Consider the following 16,604-nt stretch of genomic DNA (forward strand, 5'->3'; position numbering starts at 1 on the left):
ATTATGGTTTAATAGAGTTCTTTTTGTATTTTTTGGTGTCTAGTTATGAAAAAAATAATCTTACTTCTGCTCCTTACCTCTCTCTTCTCAGTAGGACATGCCAGTAAACTCAGTAAATTTTTGAAACAAATGAATGAAGAAGATAGAGCCCGTCAGGAGCGAGAATGGCAACAAGATATGAATTTTGGAGATTTTTCATTCCGCTTAGACAGACGATATACAGATGATCATGGTCAACGCTGTCGAGATTATAAGTTTAGATCGCGCAGTAATCCCTTCCGCCATGGATATTATACTGTCTGTGATGAACGTTAAGTTGTAATTGATTCGCAGTAGGAGGCAGTGTTTTACTGCTGTTTTTTCCTCCTGGAGAAATCCATTCCATATTCTAAAATAACATCATATAGACCAAAATCTTGCTATGGCAATGCAATTCAATTTTAAGGATGCATTATGAGTAAGTTTATGATGATGCTTTTCCTATTGGTGTTTACTTCTTGTAATTATGCCAATATTGCCAATGATATTTTATTGAGCAGAACATCCGCGCAAAAAACGCAAATACTAAGCGGTATTATTAATGCGGCAGGCGGAGCTTGTACTCCCATTGAATCTTTTTATCAAGGAGTCGATCTCTATGATGCGGCATATTGGAATATTTCATGCTCAAATGGTCAATTATATGTTATTCAAATAGCAAATGATGCAGAAGCCACAACAACAATAATTCAATGCAGCGCCATGAAATCATTAGGAGCTCAATGCTTTAAACAATTTGGTTTTTAAATTTTGCACAAGACTCCCGTGTGGGGTATATGCTAAAAAATTTCAAATTGATTGAGTGGGTAAATATTAATGGAGTTGCATGAGCGCTGACTGTATACTCCATTAAAAAAGGAGTTAATTTCTTGTTTGAATCGAGAAGAGGGATTTTTTATGGAGCAAACAGTAGAGCATCGTGTTATTCATTTAATTGCAAGAACACAGAAAATTGCACCTGAAGGGATTGATTTGGATCAATCAATTGACCAAGTTGTTCCTAGCTCTCTGGATTTAGTTAATTTTTTCTTCGACTTAGAAGATGAATTTGATCTAGATATTCGTAATGATATAGGTAAAGAAAAAACAATCCGTGAAATAACAATTGATATTAAAGAGTTAATTGCGAAAAAAACTAAGTACAAACGTTCTTGCACTCTTTAACCAATGCTAAATGACTTCCATTCTTTACGTTTTTAAAAAGAGCACTCGCTACCACATAAGGGGAATAATAAGTTATTAGTTATTCAACTAAGCAACATTATGCACATTTCTTTATTGTTATTATTTAAAATAAAATTTAGAATGCTTTTCATTTTTACTATGAGTAGACCAAAATGGCATCAGTATTAGAGACTTTCGGGATAAAAAGGCAACCATCTTATACACCTATTCCTCAATTGGGTATTAATAGTGAATTAAATACCCTGCAATTGGAATCGCAAGAGTATTTTGCTATTGATAAAGAGGCTCGAGCGGCCGATGACAATATACTTGCCATCACAGTGAGGCAGAATTTTCTAACTACCAATTCAAATCATATCGAATTTTTAAATAAATGCACCGCACTCGTAAAAGAAAAATCAATGCAACTAAAAAGTATTGATCAAAAAATTACAGGAAGTGTGGTTTTTGGGGCCACAGCAACCGCGTTGTCTTTTCTTCCAGTAATAGGTTATATAGGTTGGATTGGCTGGGCAGCTGCAGCTTACTTTATAAACAAACGCGCTACTGCATATGCGGAGTACCACGAGGCATTAACACTTTTAGTGGGAGCATGTAATTGGAGTCTTGGTACAGGTCCTGATGATCGTAAAGAGCGTACACGTAATTTGACAGAGAATAAATCAATACGTGAGATGATGGCGGTGCTTTATCCGGTTCTTACTGAAACTCAAGTAAAACACTTGATTGCAGATGATATCGAAGATGTATTTACTCAAGAACTACAAGAATACGAAAAAAGATTTCAACCAGGTTTTGAATCAAGTCGATTTTTCTCTAAAAAAGACGATACGATTGCACTTAGCAAAAAGGGCGCTGAATTCAGTCGCTGCATTTATGGTTTCAATAAGGGTGGTTTTACGGATTACCTTGATGCTATTGTATCCGTTCTTCCTGATTTATATCGAGCTGCACTACATGGTTGGCATCGACTGACACATTGGTGGCAGGAAAAGAATGCTCATTCGCAAGAAACAGAAGCAGAGTCACATGCGCATTCACTTAATTAAATAATACATTACTGTCATCATACTGAAGCCCTCATATTGTAACAGGGGCTTTAGTGCTCTTTTCATTCCTGATTTTTGAATAAAGAATTTTCCCGAACATAACTGCATTTATATCCGCGTTGCTTCAAAAACAATTTAACTGCTTGCTCAATCATAAAGTGAGAGTAGCGCGTGCGAGTTCTGCCCCTAGACACGCATTATTTTTAATTAAAGCAATATTGGCACGCAAACTTTTTCCTTGGGTCAGCTGAGCTACTTGGGCCAAGAGAAAAGGCGTTAACGCTTTTCCTGAAATATTATTTTGCTCTGCTTTTTGTATGGCATTCATGATCACTGGTTCAATCACTTCAAGCGGAATATTAAATTCTGCAGGAATTGGATTGGTAATTAAGACTCCTGAAGACATGCCGATATCCCAATGAGCCGTTAATATTTTAGCAAGAGCGGGTACGTCCTCTACCCAAGTTGATAACGGATACTGGGTCGAGTCAGTGTAAAATGCAGGCAATACCTGCGTACGATAACCAATAACAGGTACACTCATCGTTTCTAAAAATTCTAAGGTACGAGGTAAGTCAAGGATGGCTTTTGCACCAGCACAAATAACTGCAATTGGCGCTCTTGAGATTTCAATTAAATCAGCAGAAATATCCTGAGCATCACCTCGATGGACACCGCCAATTCCGCCAGTAGCGAATAATTTAATACCTGCTTTAGCAGCGCAAAATAAGGTTGCTGCAACCGTCGTCCCGGCAGAATACCTGTTGGCTACTATGAAAGGCAAATCGCGTCGGCTTGCTTTTAAAACCTCTTTATTGCATGCAAATTGGTGTAATTCATTTTCTGTTAAACCAATCTTTATTTTTCCATCAATCACGGCAATAGTAGCCGGAGTGACATCGTATTCACGAACAATGTGTTCCACTGCCTGTGCTGTTTCATAATTCTCAGGATAAGGCATGCCATGGGAAATAATGGTGGACTCCAAAGCCAATACAGGTTTTTTATTTTCAAGAGCTGATTTTATTTCTGGGGAGTAATCAAAAAATTGCTTCATAATCTGTTTCTCTTATTTTATGTTTCAGCTGAATATTTTTTAGTGCTTCATGATTAATCTGTTTATTTACCGTATGACGCGATTGCACGGTTAAAGCAGCCATTGCAGCACCGGTTTGACATGCATTAATGATTGGTTTTTCTTGTTTTAATTCATAGAGAATTCCAGCAATAAAAGCATCTCCTGCACCGCTAACATCAATAATTGGATCAATAAAAAACGCAGGGAAATGTTTTTGAATTGTTTCATTAACAATCACATAGCCAGATTTTCCCAAACTGATAATGCAATTTCCAACTCCTTTTTCCAATAACAATTGACCTGCCTTGATGCAATCGGATACTGAATGAATACGAGTATGAGTCAATGCTTCTGCCTCAAAACGATCAGGTTTCAATAGAAAAATATGTTCCAAACACGCTGGAAGTTTTTTTGCTTTGATTACAGAAACAGGATCAATGCATAGCTTAATATTTTGACTACGTGCTATTTGAATCGCATATTCGATTATTTCTTGAGGTAAATTAGTATCAAGAAAAACGATTTCTTTATTACCCCATTCATTCCAAGATTGAGTGAATTGCTCAAAAGGAACATGATCAAAAATTTCCATGTCTGCTAAAGCAAGAAATACTTCACCATCATTATCGAGAATCACATCATAATGAGCAGTAGGTTTGTTATGAATTGTAAGAATATTTTGGATTTGGATACCCATGTTTTTTAAATGGGTAATTGCCTGCATTCCATAATTATCCTCGCCCACCACGCTGTAGATATGAACATTATGAGTCAACAAGGCAATGTTAGTTGCTACATTATGAGCAACGCCACCAAACGTAAACATGGAGGAAACGGGATTGGATGTTCCCAATTGCAATTTATGAATCGATGTTAGCTTTCGATCAACGGTTATACCACCAATGCAAATTATTTTTCCATTCATTAGTAGATCAAAAATGATTTAAGTGATGCATCATAGCATGGATCTAAAAATTTAAATAAATCAAAAGCAGCTTATATAAAGGTCATTGCTCTACTCAATAATTACCAAACTCCAGGCATCCATGAGCCATGCAAACCATGCGGAATTCGGCGAGGCATCTTAATGCGGGCAATGGGATCATTCTGGAAATTTTGAGCATCTAATAAAACGAGCTCACTTTGGTTTGAATGTTTATCGTATACAAATACCAGTAAATAACCGTCATCTTCTGATTTATGGGTTGCGGCTGGTGCAAAAACTGCTTCTCCTATTTCTGCTTGGGGGCCAAAATCATGAACCCATGAGCGCTGATTTATTACATCATATTTTATTAGCGCATTAAACGCTTGTTTGGTATTAAGTTCAGCCGTTTTTGTTGGTGTATAAATAAATTGATGGGATAGGCTGTTTTGATCTTCCCTAATACGAGGAAATTCTACGAGCCGTTCATCCAGTACGGTATGTTTCACCATTTCCGTTTCCAGATTAAGAACCGTTCGATTGAGTCTAGGGGGGATAGACTTGCGTTCCTCCTGAGTTAAAAGAACAATTTTTTCATGCCTCACGTAGTCAATAATAATTTCATGGTTTTGCTCGTAAGCATTAGCAAAGTGGAATACAAAAAAAGGTTCCGTATGAAACCATTTTATTTGCTCGTCTGAACGTGGCATAACACCGATACGTACACCGAGCTCGGGTCGCCAACTCAAAACAGCTCCGCCAGACATCATCTGTTGTATATCAAAGAGTACAGGACAGTCAAAAACAAGAACGTAATTTTTTGTTAAAATAAAATCATGAATCATAGAACAATAAGGTTTTTCAATATCCCATTTTTGAATGTTTCCTCCATGTTTATCCAATCGATAAAACGTTAAATAAGGTGGAACTAAAGCATAATTTACAAACCACAACTCGCCATTTAGTGGATCTAATCGAGTATGAGCACAAACTTCTATAGCATGTTGATCTTGATAAGGCTTCCATTCACCAAGGGTATCCAACTGTGCTGTCATTCGATATGCTGGTGCAGATTCACTGAGCGCAAGATAAATATCGTGGTGACGAATAACATGAATAAATGCGCCATTTTTTATAGCAATGGGTTCATCTTCAGGGCCTGCCCATTTAGGATCCATTGGCGCAGGGTACAAAACCCCGCTATAGAGTGCTTTTCCAGCTTTCCGTTCTTTAAGTAACCCTTTGGTTTCAACAAATCGATTCCGGTATGCTGCTTTACCATCTGCAATATAAACCGCATGAATCATGCCGTCGCCATCGTATGGATAAGTATAGGAAAGGGGCGGGAATTCCGGATTTGGACCATTACGCATATAGGCTCCCAATAAATCCTTAGGGATTTCACCCAGTACTTCTAATTGATTAACATACAACTCATCATGGACTGGAGCATAATTTCCTGATAAATAAGAATTATTGGAACTATTCATGTGCTATTCTTTTCTGAAGTCGTTTTAAATTTATAGCATAATCTATTGCTTTGAAAAAAGCAGTTTATCGAATTTAACTAAGGATAAATCATGGGACAATTAGTTGATGGTCAATGGTATGATGTTTGGTATGATACTTCTAAAACAGGAGGAGCATTCAAACGGGAACCTACAAAATTTCACTCGGCAATTAGTAATGAGCCCAACACTCGTTTTCCCGCTGAAAAGGGCCGTTACCATTTGTATGTATCACTTGCTTGTCCATGGGCGCATCGTACTTTGATCTTCAGAAAACTCAAAAAATTAGATGATTATATTGATGTCTCTATTGTGCATCCCCATATGCTTGAACATGGGTGGGAGTTTAGAAAAGGGATGGGAGCTACGGGAGATTCGCTATATGGGTTGAACTATTTATATGAGCTTTATACTAAAGCAGACGATAAATACAATGGTAGAGTTACTGTACCTGTTTTGTGGGACAAAAAAGAAAAAACGATTGTGAGTAATGAATCAGCAGAACTTATTCGACAGTTTAATCAGGCATTTAATCATTTAACAGGAGATAGCCAAGATTTTTACCCAGAACCACTGCGTGCGGAAATTGATGTGTTGAATGAGCGAATTTATAATGCCGTTAATAATGGGGTATATCGCTGTGGTTTTGCAACAACTCAGCAAGCTTATGAAGAGGCATATGTCCAATTATTTCTTTTACTTGATGAACTGGATGTGCGTTTACGTAATCAAAAGTATTTATGCGGGGAACAGTTAACTGAGGCCGACTGGCGCTTGTTTACGACATTAATTCGTTTTGATGCCGTATATTACAGTCATTTTAAAACAAACCAGCAGCGAATAAGTGATTATAAGGCGCTACAACCTTATTTAGAGCGACTGTATCACCATCCTGGAGTGAGCAAGACCGTAAACTTTTTACATATCAAACAACATTATTATTTTAGTCATAAGACCATAAACCCAACACAAATTGTGCCTTTAGGACCAAAACTAAACTTTGATTAAAGTTAACTCTCTATCTAAGAGCATAGTGTGGCTAAGGTGCTTGCAGCATGAATCTTATATACATCTCGAAAAAAAATCTGGTTGCAAGTACCCTGGTTGAGGTTTTATTTATTTTTATGTTTCTTTTTAAGATCTTTTTTCACCCAATTAATTAATCCACCTTCAATAAGCAATTCAATTTGACGTTTCGATAAGGTTTGTTGTACTTCCACTTCATTGTTGTTGATGTTTATTTTAAATGTTTCTTTGTCCAGAATGTCAGGCAATTTCTTGATTTCAACAACATCATTTAAGTTAATTGCATCGTAATCTTTAGGATTTTTAAAAACTAAAGGCAAAATGCCAAAATTGATTAGATTTTGCCAATGAATACGGGCAAAACTTTTGGCAATGACTACTCGTAAACCAAGATAGCGTGGAGCTAACGCAGCATGCTCTCGACTCGAACCTTGTCCATAGTTTTCTCCACCCACGATCACATGACCTTTTTTATGTTTTTGGGTACGCACCACATAGTCTGGATCGACGTGACCGAAGGAAAACTCACTAATTTTAGGAATATTACTACGATAAGGAAGAACTTTTGCCCCCGCTGGGGAAATTTCATCCGTTGAAATATTATCCTCTACTTTGAGCAAGACAGGTATTTTCAATGAATGAGGTAATGCTTCAAAGTCTGGTAAAGTGACAATATTTGGACCCTTTACTAATTTGACTTTTTTTGCTTCCTCTAAAGGCAGAGGCCCTTCAAAGCATGCATGATTTAATATCCTTTGTTTGGGAATTTTTATTTTAGGATAAGGTATATCTAAAGTTGTAGGATCGGTAATTAATCCTGTCAAGGCGGATGCAGCTGCAGTCTCGGGGCTGCAAAGAAAAACCTTGTCTTCATCAGTGCCTGAGCGCCCGGGAAAATTTCTTGGTACCGTGCGTAAACTGTTTTTTTCTGTTGCGGGTGCTTGTCCCATTCCGATACATCCATTGCATCCTGCCTGATGAATGCGAGCACCTGCGTGAATCAGACTTCCTAAATGACCATCTCGTACTAGTTCTTCTAAAATTGTTCGGGAGGTTGGATTAATATCAAATGAGACATTGGGGTGAACGGTTCGTCCTTTTACCATTTCGGCTGCAATCGCAAAATCTCGATAACCAGGGTTGGCTGAGGAGCCGATATAGGTTTGGTAAACCTCTTGACCTGCTATTTCGGCAACTGGAACTACATTTCCTGGGCTTGTAGGTTTCGCAATCAGTGGTATTAGTTTGGATAAATTGATTTCTGCATGTTCATCATACGATGAATTTTTGTCTGCTTTTAATTCAATCCAGTCTTTTTCACGACCTTGACTTTGCAAGAATTCTTTTGTTATTTCATCTGAAGGAAATACTGTAGTAGTTGCTCCTAACTCAGCGCCCATATTGGCAATCACGTGGCGATCCATAGCGTTTAGATGTTTTAAACCTTCTCCGTAATATTCAAAAATGTAACCTACACCGCCTTTTACATCATAACGACGTAACATTTCCAAAATAACATCTTTTGCACTTACCCATTTGGGCAACGATCCTGTTAGATGAATACCCATAACTTTGGGCATTTTTATATACAATGGATAACCTGCTATAGCCATTGCTACTTCCAATCCCCCTGAACCAATAGCAATCATTCCCAGGGAACCTGCAGCACAGGTATGACTGTCTGAGCCAGTTAATGTTTTACCTGGTTTTCCAAAATTTTGCATATGTACCGCATGACTGATGCCATTCCCGGGTCGGCTAAAATAAAAACCAAAACGTCTTGCTGCACTTGCAAGAAAGAGATGATCATCAGGATTTTTATTGTCTTCTTGAATTAGGTTGTGATCTACATATTGAACGGAAATTTCTGCTTGAGTTCGCTCAAGACCTATTGCTTCCAATTCAAGCATGACCAGGGTCCCTGTCGCGTCTTGACAAAGAGTTTGGTCTATTTTCAAGGCAATCTCTTTTCCTGGTTCCATTTTGCCTTCAAGAAGATGTGTTTTGATAATTTTTTCCGTAATATTCACCCTAATTCCTCCATGAGAACAGCTGATTGTTTAAATATAGCATAGTGAGATAAAGACACTTCATAATAATTAATAGGTATCTATAGATGAGGAAAAGCCAATTATAGTTGAGGATCAGACACAGAATAACGATTAGGCTCTAGATACTTTGTTACATTACGAAGTATGGGCTAGACTTCAATTTGAGGGATCTTTTTAGAGGAATATGGCAATGAACTATGATGATCGATATCAAGCAGGCCGTGTTCTAGTTGATTCGCTAAAGAATTATGCGAAGCGCACTGATGTAATTGTATTGGCATTGCCTCGAGGAGGTGTCCCTGTAGGCTATGAAATTGCAAATAAACTATCGCTGCCGCTTGATATTTTTATTGTACGTAAGTTAGGTGTTCCCGGACATGAAGAATTAGCTATGGGTGCTATTGCCTCTGGAGGGATAACCATTTTAAATGATGAAATAGTTAACTTATTACATATCTCCACAGAAGCAATTGACAAAATTCAAAAATCCGAACAAGAAGAATTATTACGGCGTGAACGAGTTTATCGCGGCAAGAAACCTTCTCCTGAATTATTGGGGAAAACCATAATTCTTGTGGATGATGGCATTGCAACAGGCTATACCATGCGTGCGGCAATTGCGGCATTGAAACAAAAAAAGCCAGCAAAACTTATTGTTGCAATTCCTGTTGCTGCACGCTCGACCTGCGCTGAAATCGCTCCATTAGTTGATGAGCTCATTTGCCCAATGCGTCCAGTGAATTTTTATGCTGTAGGATTGTGGTACGATAATTTCTCACAAACGACAGACGAAGAAGTGATGCAATTATTGCAGCAATATGAATAATATCACTCACAAAAACTTCTATGCTTTCAATATGAAGGTGTTTGTATCTCAGTTGGTGATAAATATTTTTTATTAATTTCATTGTATTTCTTCTCAATTTAAGTAATAAACAATTATAAGAAATTGAGGCGTTAAAAGATGAATGATCTAAGCAATAAAATTATTTTAATTACCGGAGCTTCCAGCGGAATTGGTGAGGCTTGTGCTCGATTGTGTGCCAAGCATGGAGCTCGATTGATACTTAGTGCTCGGCGTGTCGAACGCCTTGAGGATTTGGCAAAAGAGTTGAGTCAACAATATGGAGAAGAACATTACCTTTTGCCTTTAGACGTATGTGATCATGGACAAGTCAAGAAACAATTAGGTTCTTTACCCAGTCAATGGCAATCTATAGATGTCTTGATTAATAATGCAGGATTGGCATTGGATAGTTTGCCTTTACAACAGGGAATTGAAGCACATTGGGATGTTATGATTGATACCAATATTAAAGGGTTGCTTTATGTAAGTCGTGCTGTGATTCCAGGCATGTTAGAACGAGGCTGTGGTCATATAGTAAATATCAGTTCTGTGGCGGGACATGAATGTTATCCAAACGGTAATGTTTACTGTGCAACGAAACACGCAGTGCATGCTATTTCAAAATCAATGAGACTGGATATGTTGGGTAGCACGGTTCGTGTTACTGAAATCGCCCCAGGGGCAGTAGAAACTGAGTTTAGTGAAGTACGATGGAATGATAAACAAAAAGCAAAAGCATTTTATCAGGATTTTCAACCCTTATTGGCAGAGGATGTAGCAGATGCCATTGTATATTGCATTACTCGTCCACAACATATGGATATTGAAGAAATGACAATTATGCCTACGGTGCAAGCTTCTGCAAATCATTTATTTAGAAATAAAAAATAAGTAAAATTTGTGCAAAAAACACACATAAATGGCCTTCAATGGTCTAATATTTACATATATAGGTGATGATTCTTCCTGACTGAACCATTTAATAACTTCAGGTTGGGAGGTTGTGTTGGAGAGTGGTGTGCAAGCCTATGTAGTTGGTAGGAAGCCTTAAGCTCTGTATAAACCTCCACAGTGAAAAATGTAACAGGCTCAGGATACGGGAAGTCGTTGCCTGTATTTCATTAAGAAGAGCAAGTAATAAAAACAATCATTTTGATTAAAATATGATCATGCTATATACTTAACCTACGCAGATTAGATTTGTAATAAGAGCCAGGAGGCAATTATGAAAAAGCTAATTACTTCCGTAGTCTTAAGTATCTCGTTTTTTACTGTTTTGCCCCTTTTTACGGTATTTCCTCCAACTCTTGACAATCAAGCTCTAAGGACAGATGTCTCGTCCATTAATAATTTACCCAAAGTAGCAAATTATGTTTATTGGCATCATGGGCATAGATGGGTATTGGTACAGATGGCATCACTGGCATTATTACTAATTTTTAAGATTCAGTCTATTAAGTATCTAAAATAGGAAGAGATCATGAACAGATTAATGCTTGCTGTAACGGTATTAGGCACCGTGTCGTTAGTAACAGGATGTGCTAGGGATCGAGTTTATTATACTCCAACCAATACTACTCCAGTTTATACTACTAAAACCTATACTAAGACTTATTACACTCCCGCCACTAAGACCAAGACCTACTACACTTCCGCTGTTAAATCCAATTACACCCCGGGCTATACTAAGACCTACTATACTCCAGCCTATAGGACCCCAGTATATGTCCGGAGTGTTCGCTATCAGACGAGCCCCTATTGGGATATAGATTATTACAATGATAGCGATGCTTATTATTATGGATATGATGATTTAGGCAATGTAGGTTATTGGGGTATGTATAATTCATATCAAGTTTATTAATTGAAGGGCCTGGTTTCAGCAGGGCTCATTAAGTGATCCTCGTAGGAGGCTGCGAGGATCTAATAAAACTGTGTGGGTAAGTGCTCAGTCCCATTTGCGTAAATATTATAATGGGAGACCTGCGTTATTACCTGGGCAGGAGCGTAGTTTTTTCATTTTTGAATTTCCAGCGTTATCCGAAAATAAGCTAAAATCCCCAAACTTGAGGGATTACTCATTGAGTTATTCTTTCGCGCGAGAAACATACTCACCTTTACGTGTATCTACTTTAATTAATTCGCCAGTTTGTACGAATAAGGGCACACGCACAACAGCGCCCGTTTCTAAAATGGCTGGTTTTCCACCGCCTCCAGAGGTATCGCCTTTTAATCCAGGATCGGTTTCGGTAATTTCCAAAATCACAAAATTCGGTGGTGTAACTTGTATTGGCTCATTATTCCAAAGGGTTACGATACAAATATCTTGCTCTTTTAACCACTGTGCCGCATCGGCAAGTACTTCTTGATTCAAAGCATATTGTTCAAAATTATCAGGAACCATAAAATGCCATTGCTCGCCATCGTTGTACAGATATTGCATTTCCATATCGACCACATCGGCAGAGGGTATGGTTTCATTCGATTTGAGCGTGCGTTCTACAACTCGGCCTGTTTTTAAGTTACGAATTTTAACGCGGGTAAAAGCTTGTCCTTTTCCGGGTTTTACAAATTCACAATCGAGAATAGTGCATGGGGCGTCATCAACCATTACTTTTAAGCCATTTTTTAATTCATTGGTGCTATAAATTGCCATTAGTGCTCCACAGTTGAGATTTTGTTTCGTTTTAGTTAAAGTTCGCACAGTTTATCAAGTCTGTGTAATTAATGCGAGATACCTCTTTAAGTTGGCAAAAAAATCTGGCGCAAGGTTTTGCTTCAGCTACTGAACTATTAACTTTTCTGGAGCTACCTTCCTCTATTGGAAATTTATATGCCGAAACGCAATTTCCGAGTCGTATTCCACTAGGATTTGCCAAGCGCATGCAGAAAGGAAATCCTCATGATCCTTTATTACTTCAAGTTTTAGCTACTGAACTTGAATTACATACGAAAGAAGGATTCAGTGTTGACCCCTTAGACGAGCGCAGTACCAATCCAATTCGCGGATTAATTCATAAGTATTACGGCCGTGTTTTGTTAACCCTGACTGGTGTTTGTGCTGTGAACTGCCGTTATTGTTTTCGCAGACACTTTCCTTATCAAGATAATAATCCTGGTCGTAATGGATTTAAAGTAATTTGTGATTATCTGGCGCAAGATACCAGTATTACGGAGGTGATTTTAAGTGGCGGTGATCCCTTGTTGGCATCCGATTTGGTTCTCTCTGAGCTAATCGGGCAATTGGAAGATATTTCTCATCTGCATACTTTGCGCATTCATACAAGAATTCCTGTGGTTTTTCCGGAACGGATTGAGCCGGGCTTACTTGCATTATTAAAAGCAACTCGATTCAACAAGGTTATTGTGCTGCATTGCAATCATGCACAGGAACTGGATGACTCAGTACGCCAGGTACTTAATGATTTACGGCAAATAGGATGCCATTTACTAAATCAAACTGTTTTATTAGCGGGAGTAAATGATGATGTTCGTATTCTGGCTGATTTAAGCCAAGCTTTATTTGCATACGGTGTTCTACCTTATTACTTACATCGGTTAGATAAAGTAAAAGGAGCCGCTCATTTTGATTTGCCTTTTGCAACAGTACAAAATATTTATCAGCAATTACAAAATCTTTTACCAGGATACTTATTGCCGCGTTTAGCTTGTGAAGAACCAGGAAAATTAAGTAAAACCCTATTAATTTAAATATACTTTGAACAATGCATTTACTTTCTTTTTCTAAAAAAAAATTACAGTAAATAGCTTTTATCCAAAATGGAAAAAATTTTAAGAGATAAAAAAATGAGAAAATTACCTATCCTTAGCATTGGAGATTCTGTTGAAATTATTGCACCTTCATCTCGCAGCTCGGACACTCAATTGTTTAGATTAAAAGAATTATTAGAGTCTTGGGAGTTAAACTGTGTTGTTCAAAAGGATATTTTTGCGCCCGATTTATTATGTGCGAATACAGATGAAATGCGTTTCGCCCACCTTAAAAATGCCCTGCAGAATCCTAAAACAAAAGCGGTAATTTGCGTGCGTGGTGGTTATGGTTCCATGCGCTTAATCCCCAAATTAGCAGAAATTCATCCTCCAAGTGAGGTCAAAATATTTATTGGCATAAGTGATGTAACTTGTCTTCATCTTTATTTACAACAACATTGGGGTTGGCCAACAATTCATGGGGCTGCTGCGTCTGATAAATTTTCTAAAGAGTCGATTGCAGCGGTGAGGTCAATTTTATTTAGAGATGAGCCGACTCAATTTAACGGATTAATCCCACTGAACAAGCATGCGCAAAAAGAGGGTTTTATCAAATCTCATGTAACTGGCGGTAACTTAGCAATAATTCAGTCAGGAGTGGGAACGTGTTGGCAAATGGATGGTCGAGATAAAATTATTTTGCTCGAAGAAATTGGCGAGCGAGGATACCGTGTTGATCGCATGTTGGAACAGTTAAAGCAAGCAAGTCTTTTTTCACGTGCTGCTGCAATTATACTGGGAGATTTTCTTGAGGGTGATGAACCTAATGGCTTCTCTTTGATTGAGCCAGTCTTACAACGTTTTGCTGAAAGCTGTCCTATTCCAGTGTTAAGAATTGCAGGAATAGGCCATGGCCCGATTAATTTTCCAATTTCTTTTGGCACCGAGGCGCATTTGCAATTGGGGGAAAGGGCTCAATTAACGTGTTTTCGCTAAAGCATGTAGTCTGAGTGAAACGACTGTCTCTTGATCACATCTCTCAGGGACAAGCAGTGAGACATCAAAGAGCATTATTACACCGCACGTTCTTCATCTTGATAGAGCTTAATAAGCTTTTCCTGAGCACAATTACTTCCTTGAGTTACGGGTTTATAGCTGCCATCACTTTGCATTTCCCACGTGTTACTGTTGTCTTTGAGGTAGTTTTTAATGATTTCTTGTTTGATTCTTTTTTTACAGTTTTCATCAAGAATTGGAAACATAATTTCAATACGATGGTATAAATTTCTTTCCATGAGATCAGCACTGGAACAAAAATAATACTCTTCCTCATGAATGCGGAAGTAGAATACCCGATGATGTTCTAGGAAGCGGCCAATATAGGAAAGCACACGTATATTTTCTGAAATACCAGGTACTCCAGGTTTGAGGCAACATACTCCACGCACAAGCAAATTGATTTTAACTCCTGCTTGTGATGCCTTATATAAAGCTTGAATTATGGTTTTATCAGCCAACCCATTTACTTTAAGGAGAATTTCAGTGTCGCCTCCTTTTTTTAATGCGGCTGCACTGCATTGTTCAATGTATTGCAACAGCGTTTTTTGTAGCGTGAAAGGCGAGTGGCTTAGTGCTTTGAGTTTAACTACTTTGCCAAGGCCAGTTAACTGTTGAAAAATGATTTGAATATCGGAAGTAATGGTAGGCTCACAAGTTAGTAAACCCAAATCAGTGTATCGTTTTGCGGTGTATTCATGGTAGTTCCCTGTACTTAAATGTACGTAACGCTTTAATTTCCCATGAGCGCGTCTGACAACCAGGGTCATTTTGGCATGAGTTTTATACCCTACAACACCATAAAGCACTAGAATTCCTGCGGCATGTAAACGATTTGCCAATTTCAGATTGGATTCTTCATCAAACCGAGCCCGTAATTCTATAACGGCAGTAACTTCTTTGCCTGAATGAGCCGCATCCACTAAAGCATCAACCATTACTGATTGGGAGCGAGTACGATATAAAGTTTGACTAATCGCCAGAACATTAGGATCGCTCGCTGCCTGCCTTACAAAATCAATAACCACTTCAAAGCTTTGGTATGGGTGATGCAGCAGAATGTCTTGTTCGTCAATGACATTAAATAAATTACGTTCTGACTTTGGAAAGTCGGGATATTGTGCTGTAAAAGATGGGTAATTCAAATCCGGTCTATCAATACTGTTAATTGCAGTTAAGTGACGTTGGATGTTAACTGGTCCATCACAATAATAAGTATCTTCATGACGTAAATGGTATTTTTGCAATAAGAAATCAACAATTTTTTCTGGGCAATTTTTTTCAATTTCAAGTCGAACTACATGGCCATAATGACGTGAAAAAATCTCTCGTTGTACGGCTTTGGCCAAATCATCAATTTCTTCTTCTCGCAAAAACAGATCACTATTGCGAGTAAGGCGAAAAGAATAGCAACCGCTAATCTCCATCCCTGGGAATAAACTATTTACATGGGTAGTAATAATTGAGGAGAGATGAACAAAATAATGCGCATCTCCACATAACTCTGAAGGCAAATGAATAATCCTGGGAATCGATCTTGGAGCATGTACTACTGCATAATTAATATTTCGATCAAAAGCATCTTTACCACTTAAAGAAATAATAAAGTTTAAGCTTTTATTAATCAGTTGCGGTAAAGGATGTGCTAAATCAAGAGCGATTGGGCTAATTACGGGTTGAATCTCATGTTTAAAATAGTGTTTTGCCCACAAGTGGATGTCGTCGGTCCATTTTTCAGTATCAAGAAAGTGAATATTTTCCTTATCCAATGCCGGGAGAAGTTGTTTATTAAATATGGAGTAAAGCTGATCTATGAGTTTATGTGTTTTTTGGCTGATCTGGCTAAATGCTTCATCAGGACGTAAACCATCAATTGTTAATTTTCCCGAAGATAGAGCAATTTTTTCTTTAAGGCCGGCAACGCGTATTTCAAAAAACTCATCAAGGTTACTGCTGCAGATGCTAAGAAAACGCATTCTCTCCAGCAAAGGCACGCGCTCATCATTAGCCAACATAAGAACTCTCTGATTAAATGCAATAATAGAAAATTCTCGATTGATATAATATTCTGGATTATCCAACACAGTTTCCAAGGGAGTAACTCCATTTATTTTTTAAATATTAGGGTC

At 38.0% G+C, this 16,604-nt stretch carries 17 protein-coding genes; 11 read left to right on the plus strand and 6 right to left on the minus strand.

Going from position 1 to position 16,604, the window contains the following annotated elements:
* Nucleotides 1–45 precede the first annotated feature (45 nt).
* The 4 genes from Ltuc_RS14670 (at nucleotide 46) to Ltuc_RS14685 (ending at nucleotide 2,273) form a co-directional block, all read left to right on the plus strand.
* A complete protein-coding gene (locus tag Ltuc_RS14670) occupies nucleotides 46–315 on the plus strand; it encodes a hypothetical protein (protein ID WP_058522102.1) in 270 nt (89 codons plus the stop codon).
* 138 nt (nucleotides 316–453) lie between these two features.
* Entirely contained in the window at nucleotides 454–786 is a 333-nt protein-coding gene (locus tag Ltuc_RS14675; RefSeq protein ID WP_058522103.1) for a hypothetical protein, read from the plus strand.
* Between the two features lie 126 nt (nucleotides 787–912).
* Nucleotides 913–1,203, plus strand: a complete 291-nt coding sequence (locus Ltuc_RS14680) for an acyl carrier protein (RefSeq protein ID WP_238584167.1) — start codon at nucleotides 913–915, stop codon at nucleotides 1,201–1,203.
* 173 nt (nucleotides 1,204–1,376) lie between these two features.
* Nucleotides 1,377–2,273 carry a hypothetical protein gene (locus Ltuc_RS14685; protein ID WP_058522104.1) on the plus strand — a complete coding sequence of 299 codons (897 nt, stop codon included), beginning with the start codon at nucleotides 1,377–1,379 and terminating at the stop codon, nucleotides 2,271–2,273.
* A 151-nt stretch (nucleotides 2,274–2,424) separates the two neighbouring features.
* Here Ltuc_RS14685 and Ltuc_RS14690 read toward each other — a convergent pair whose 3' ends face one another.
* From Ltuc_RS14690 to Ltuc_RS14700, 3 genes are all read right to left on the minus strand, one after another.
* Nucleotides 2,425–3,330 (minus strand): pseudouridine-5'-phosphate glycosidase, encoded by a 906-nt coding sequence (locus Ltuc_RS14690; RefSeq protein WP_058522105.1) that lies wholly within the window; start codon nucleotides 3,328–3,330, stop codon nucleotides 2,425–2,427.
* Complete coding sequence (locus Ltuc_RS14695; RefSeq protein WP_058522106.1) at nucleotides 3,314–4,276, minus strand: carbohydrate kinase family protein; 963 nt, start codon at nucleotides 4,274–4,276, stop codon at nucleotides 3,314–3,316. The genes Ltuc_RS14690 and Ltuc_RS14695 overlap by 17 nt, the downstream gene beginning before the upstream one ends.
* A 101-nt stretch (nucleotides 4,277–4,377) precedes the next feature.
* Nucleotides 4,378–5,766 (minus strand): carotenoid oxygenase family protein, encoded by a 1,389-nt coding sequence (locus tag Ltuc_RS14700; RefSeq protein WP_058522107.1) that lies wholly within the window; start codon nucleotides 5,764–5,766, stop codon nucleotides 4,378–4,380.
* 90 nt (nucleotides 5,767–5,856) lie between these two features.
* Here Ltuc_RS14700 and Ltuc_RS14705 point away from each other — a divergent pair, with 90 nt between their 5' ends.
* The gene (locus tag Ltuc_RS14705; protein ID WP_058522108.1) at nucleotides 5,857–6,792 is read left to right on the plus strand and encodes a glutathione S-transferase family protein; all 936 of its coding nucleotides are present in this window, start codon (nucleotides 5,857–5,859) and stop codon (nucleotides 6,790–6,792) included.
* Nucleotides 6,793–6,896: 104 nt separating this feature from the next.
* On the opposite strand, the gene Ltuc_RS14710 is transcribed toward Ltuc_RS14705, so the two are convergent.
* On the minus strand, nucleotides 6,897–8,840 hold the full coding sequence (locus tag Ltuc_RS14710) for an aconitate hydratase (RefSeq protein ID WP_058522109.1): 1,944 nt from the start codon (nucleotides 8,838–8,840) through the stop codon (nucleotides 6,897–6,899).
* A 211-nt stretch (nucleotides 8,841–9,051) separates the two neighbouring features.
* Here Ltuc_RS14710 and Ltuc_RS14715 point away from each other — a divergent pair, with 211 nt between their 5' ends.
* The 4 genes from Ltuc_RS14715 (at nucleotide 9,052) to Ltuc_RS15200 (ending at nucleotide 11,572) form a co-directional block, all read left to right on the plus strand.
* On the plus strand, nucleotides 9,052–9,687 hold the full coding sequence (locus Ltuc_RS14715) for a phosphoribosyltransferase (protein WP_058522133.1): 636 nt from the start codon (nucleotides 9,052–9,054) through the stop codon (nucleotides 9,685–9,687).
* Nucleotides 9,688–9,825: 138 nt separating this feature from the next.
* Nucleotides 9,826–10,599: an SDR family NAD(P)-dependent oxidoreductase gene (locus Ltuc_RS14720; protein WP_058522110.1), complete on the plus strand. Its 774-nt coding sequence runs from the start codon at nucleotides 9,826–9,828 to the stop codon at nucleotides 10,597–10,599.
* Between the two features lie 334 nt (nucleotides 10,600–10,933).
* Nucleotides 10,934–11,179 carry a hypothetical protein gene (locus Ltuc_RS14725; RefSeq protein WP_058522111.1) on the plus strand — a complete coding sequence of 82 codons (246 nt, stop codon included), beginning with the start codon at nucleotides 10,934–10,936 and terminating at the stop codon, nucleotides 11,177–11,179.
* 9 nt (nucleotides 11,180–11,188) lie between these two features.
* Complete coding sequence (locus tag Ltuc_RS15200) at nucleotides 11,189–11,572, plus strand: hypothetical protein (protein ID WP_083498125.1); 384 nt, start codon at nucleotides 11,189–11,191, stop codon at nucleotides 11,570–11,572.
* 222 nt (nucleotides 11,573–11,794) lie between these two features.
* Here Ltuc_RS15200 and efp read toward each other — a convergent pair whose 3' ends face one another.
* The gene (gene efp / locus Ltuc_RS14730) at nucleotides 11,795–12,364 is read right to left on the minus strand and encodes an elongation factor P (protein WP_058522112.1); all 570 of its coding nucleotides are present in this window, start codon (nucleotides 12,362–12,364) and stop codon (nucleotides 11,795–11,797) included.
* 71 nt (nucleotides 12,365–12,435) lie between these two features.
* Between efp and epmB the strand changes: the two genes are divergently transcribed.
* Together epmB and Ltuc_RS14740 are read left to right on the plus strand one after the other, a co-directional pair.
* Complete coding sequence (gene epmB, locus Ltuc_RS14735; protein ID WP_058522113.1) at nucleotides 12,436–13,419, plus strand: EF-P beta-lysylation protein EpmB; 984 nt, start codon at nucleotides 12,436–12,438, stop codon at nucleotides 13,417–13,419.
* Nucleotides 13,420–13,515: 96 nt separating this feature from the next.
* On the plus strand, nucleotides 13,516–14,415 hold the full coding sequence (locus Ltuc_RS14740; protein ID WP_058522114.1) for a S66 peptidase family protein: 900 nt from the start codon (nucleotides 13,516–13,518) through the stop codon (nucleotides 14,413–14,415).
* 77 nt (nucleotides 14,416–14,492) lie between these two features.
* Here Ltuc_RS14740 and ppk1 read toward each other — a convergent pair whose 3' ends face one another.
* The gene (gene ppk1, locus Ltuc_RS14745; RefSeq protein WP_058522115.1) at nucleotides 14,493–16,568 is read right to left on the minus strand and encodes a polyphosphate kinase 1; all 2,076 of its coding nucleotides are present in this window, start codon (nucleotides 16,566–16,568) and stop codon (nucleotides 14,493–14,495) included.
* Nucleotides 16,569–16,604 lie beyond the last annotated feature (36 nt).

This window comes from Legionella tucsonensis (assembly GCF_001468035.1).
GTDB classification, from domain to species: Bacteria; Pseudomonadota; Gammaproteobacteria; order Legionellales; family Legionellaceae; genus Legionella; species Legionella tucsonensis.

What these genes read in the sequence shown, in the direction of transcription:
- Ltuc_RS14720 (WP_058522110.1), top strand. Translation starts at nt 9,826, where the DNA reads ATGAATGATCTAAGCAATAAAATTATTTTAATTACCGGAGCTTCCAGC.
- Ltuc_RS14695 (WP_058522106.1), bottom strand. Translation starts at nt 4,276, where the DNA reads ATGAATGGAAAAATAATTTGCATTGGTGGTATAACCGTTGATCGAAAG.
- Ltuc_RS14715 (WP_058522133.1), top strand. Translation starts at nt 9,052, where the DNA reads ATGAACTATGATGATCGATATCAAGCAGGCCGTGTTCTAGTTGATTCG.
- Ltuc_RS15200 (WP_083498125.1), top strand. Translation starts at nt 11,189, where the DNA reads ATGAACAGATTAATGCTTGCTGTAACGGTATTAGGCACCGTGTCGTTA.
- epmB (WP_058522113.1), top strand. Translation starts at nt 12,436, where the DNA reads ATGCGAGATACCTCTTTAAGTTGGCAAAAAAATCTGGCGCAAGGTTTT.
- Ltuc_RS14705 (WP_058522108.1), top strand. Translation starts at nt 5,857, where the DNA reads ATGGGACAATTAGTTGATGGTCAATGGTATGATGTTTGGTATGATACT.
- Ltuc_RS14675 (WP_058522103.1), top strand. Translation starts at nt 454, where the DNA reads ATGAGTAAGTTTATGATGATGCTTTTCCTATTGGTGTTTACTTCTTGT.
- Ltuc_RS14690 (WP_058522105.1), bottom strand. Translation starts at nt 3,330, where the DNA reads ATGAAGCAATTTTTTGATTACTCCCCAGAAATAAAATCAGCTCTTGAA.
- Ltuc_RS14740 (WP_058522114.1), top strand. Translation starts at nt 13,516, where the DNA reads ATGAGAAAATTACCTATCCTTAGCATTGGAGATTCTGTTGAAATTATT.
- efp (WP_058522112.1), bottom strand. Translation starts at nt 12,364, where the DNA reads ATGGCAATTTATAGCACCAATGAATTAAAAAATGGCTTAAAAGTAATG.
- Ltuc_RS14685 (WP_058522104.1), top strand. Translation starts at nt 1,377, where the DNA reads ATGGCATCAGTATTAGAGACTTTCGGGATAAAAAGGCAACCATCTTAT.
- Ltuc_RS14700 (WP_058522107.1), bottom strand. Translation starts at nt 5,766, where the DNA reads ATGAATAGTTCCAATAATTCTTATTTATCAGGAAATTATGCTCCAGTC.
- Ltuc_RS14725 (WP_058522111.1), top strand. Translation starts at nt 10,934, where the DNA reads ATGAAAAAGCTAATTACTTCCGTAGTCTTAAGTATCTCGTTTTTTACT.
- Ltuc_RS14670 (WP_058522102.1), top strand. Translation starts at nt 46, where the DNA reads ATGAAAAAAATAATCTTACTTCTGCTCCTTACCTCTCTCTTCTCAGTA.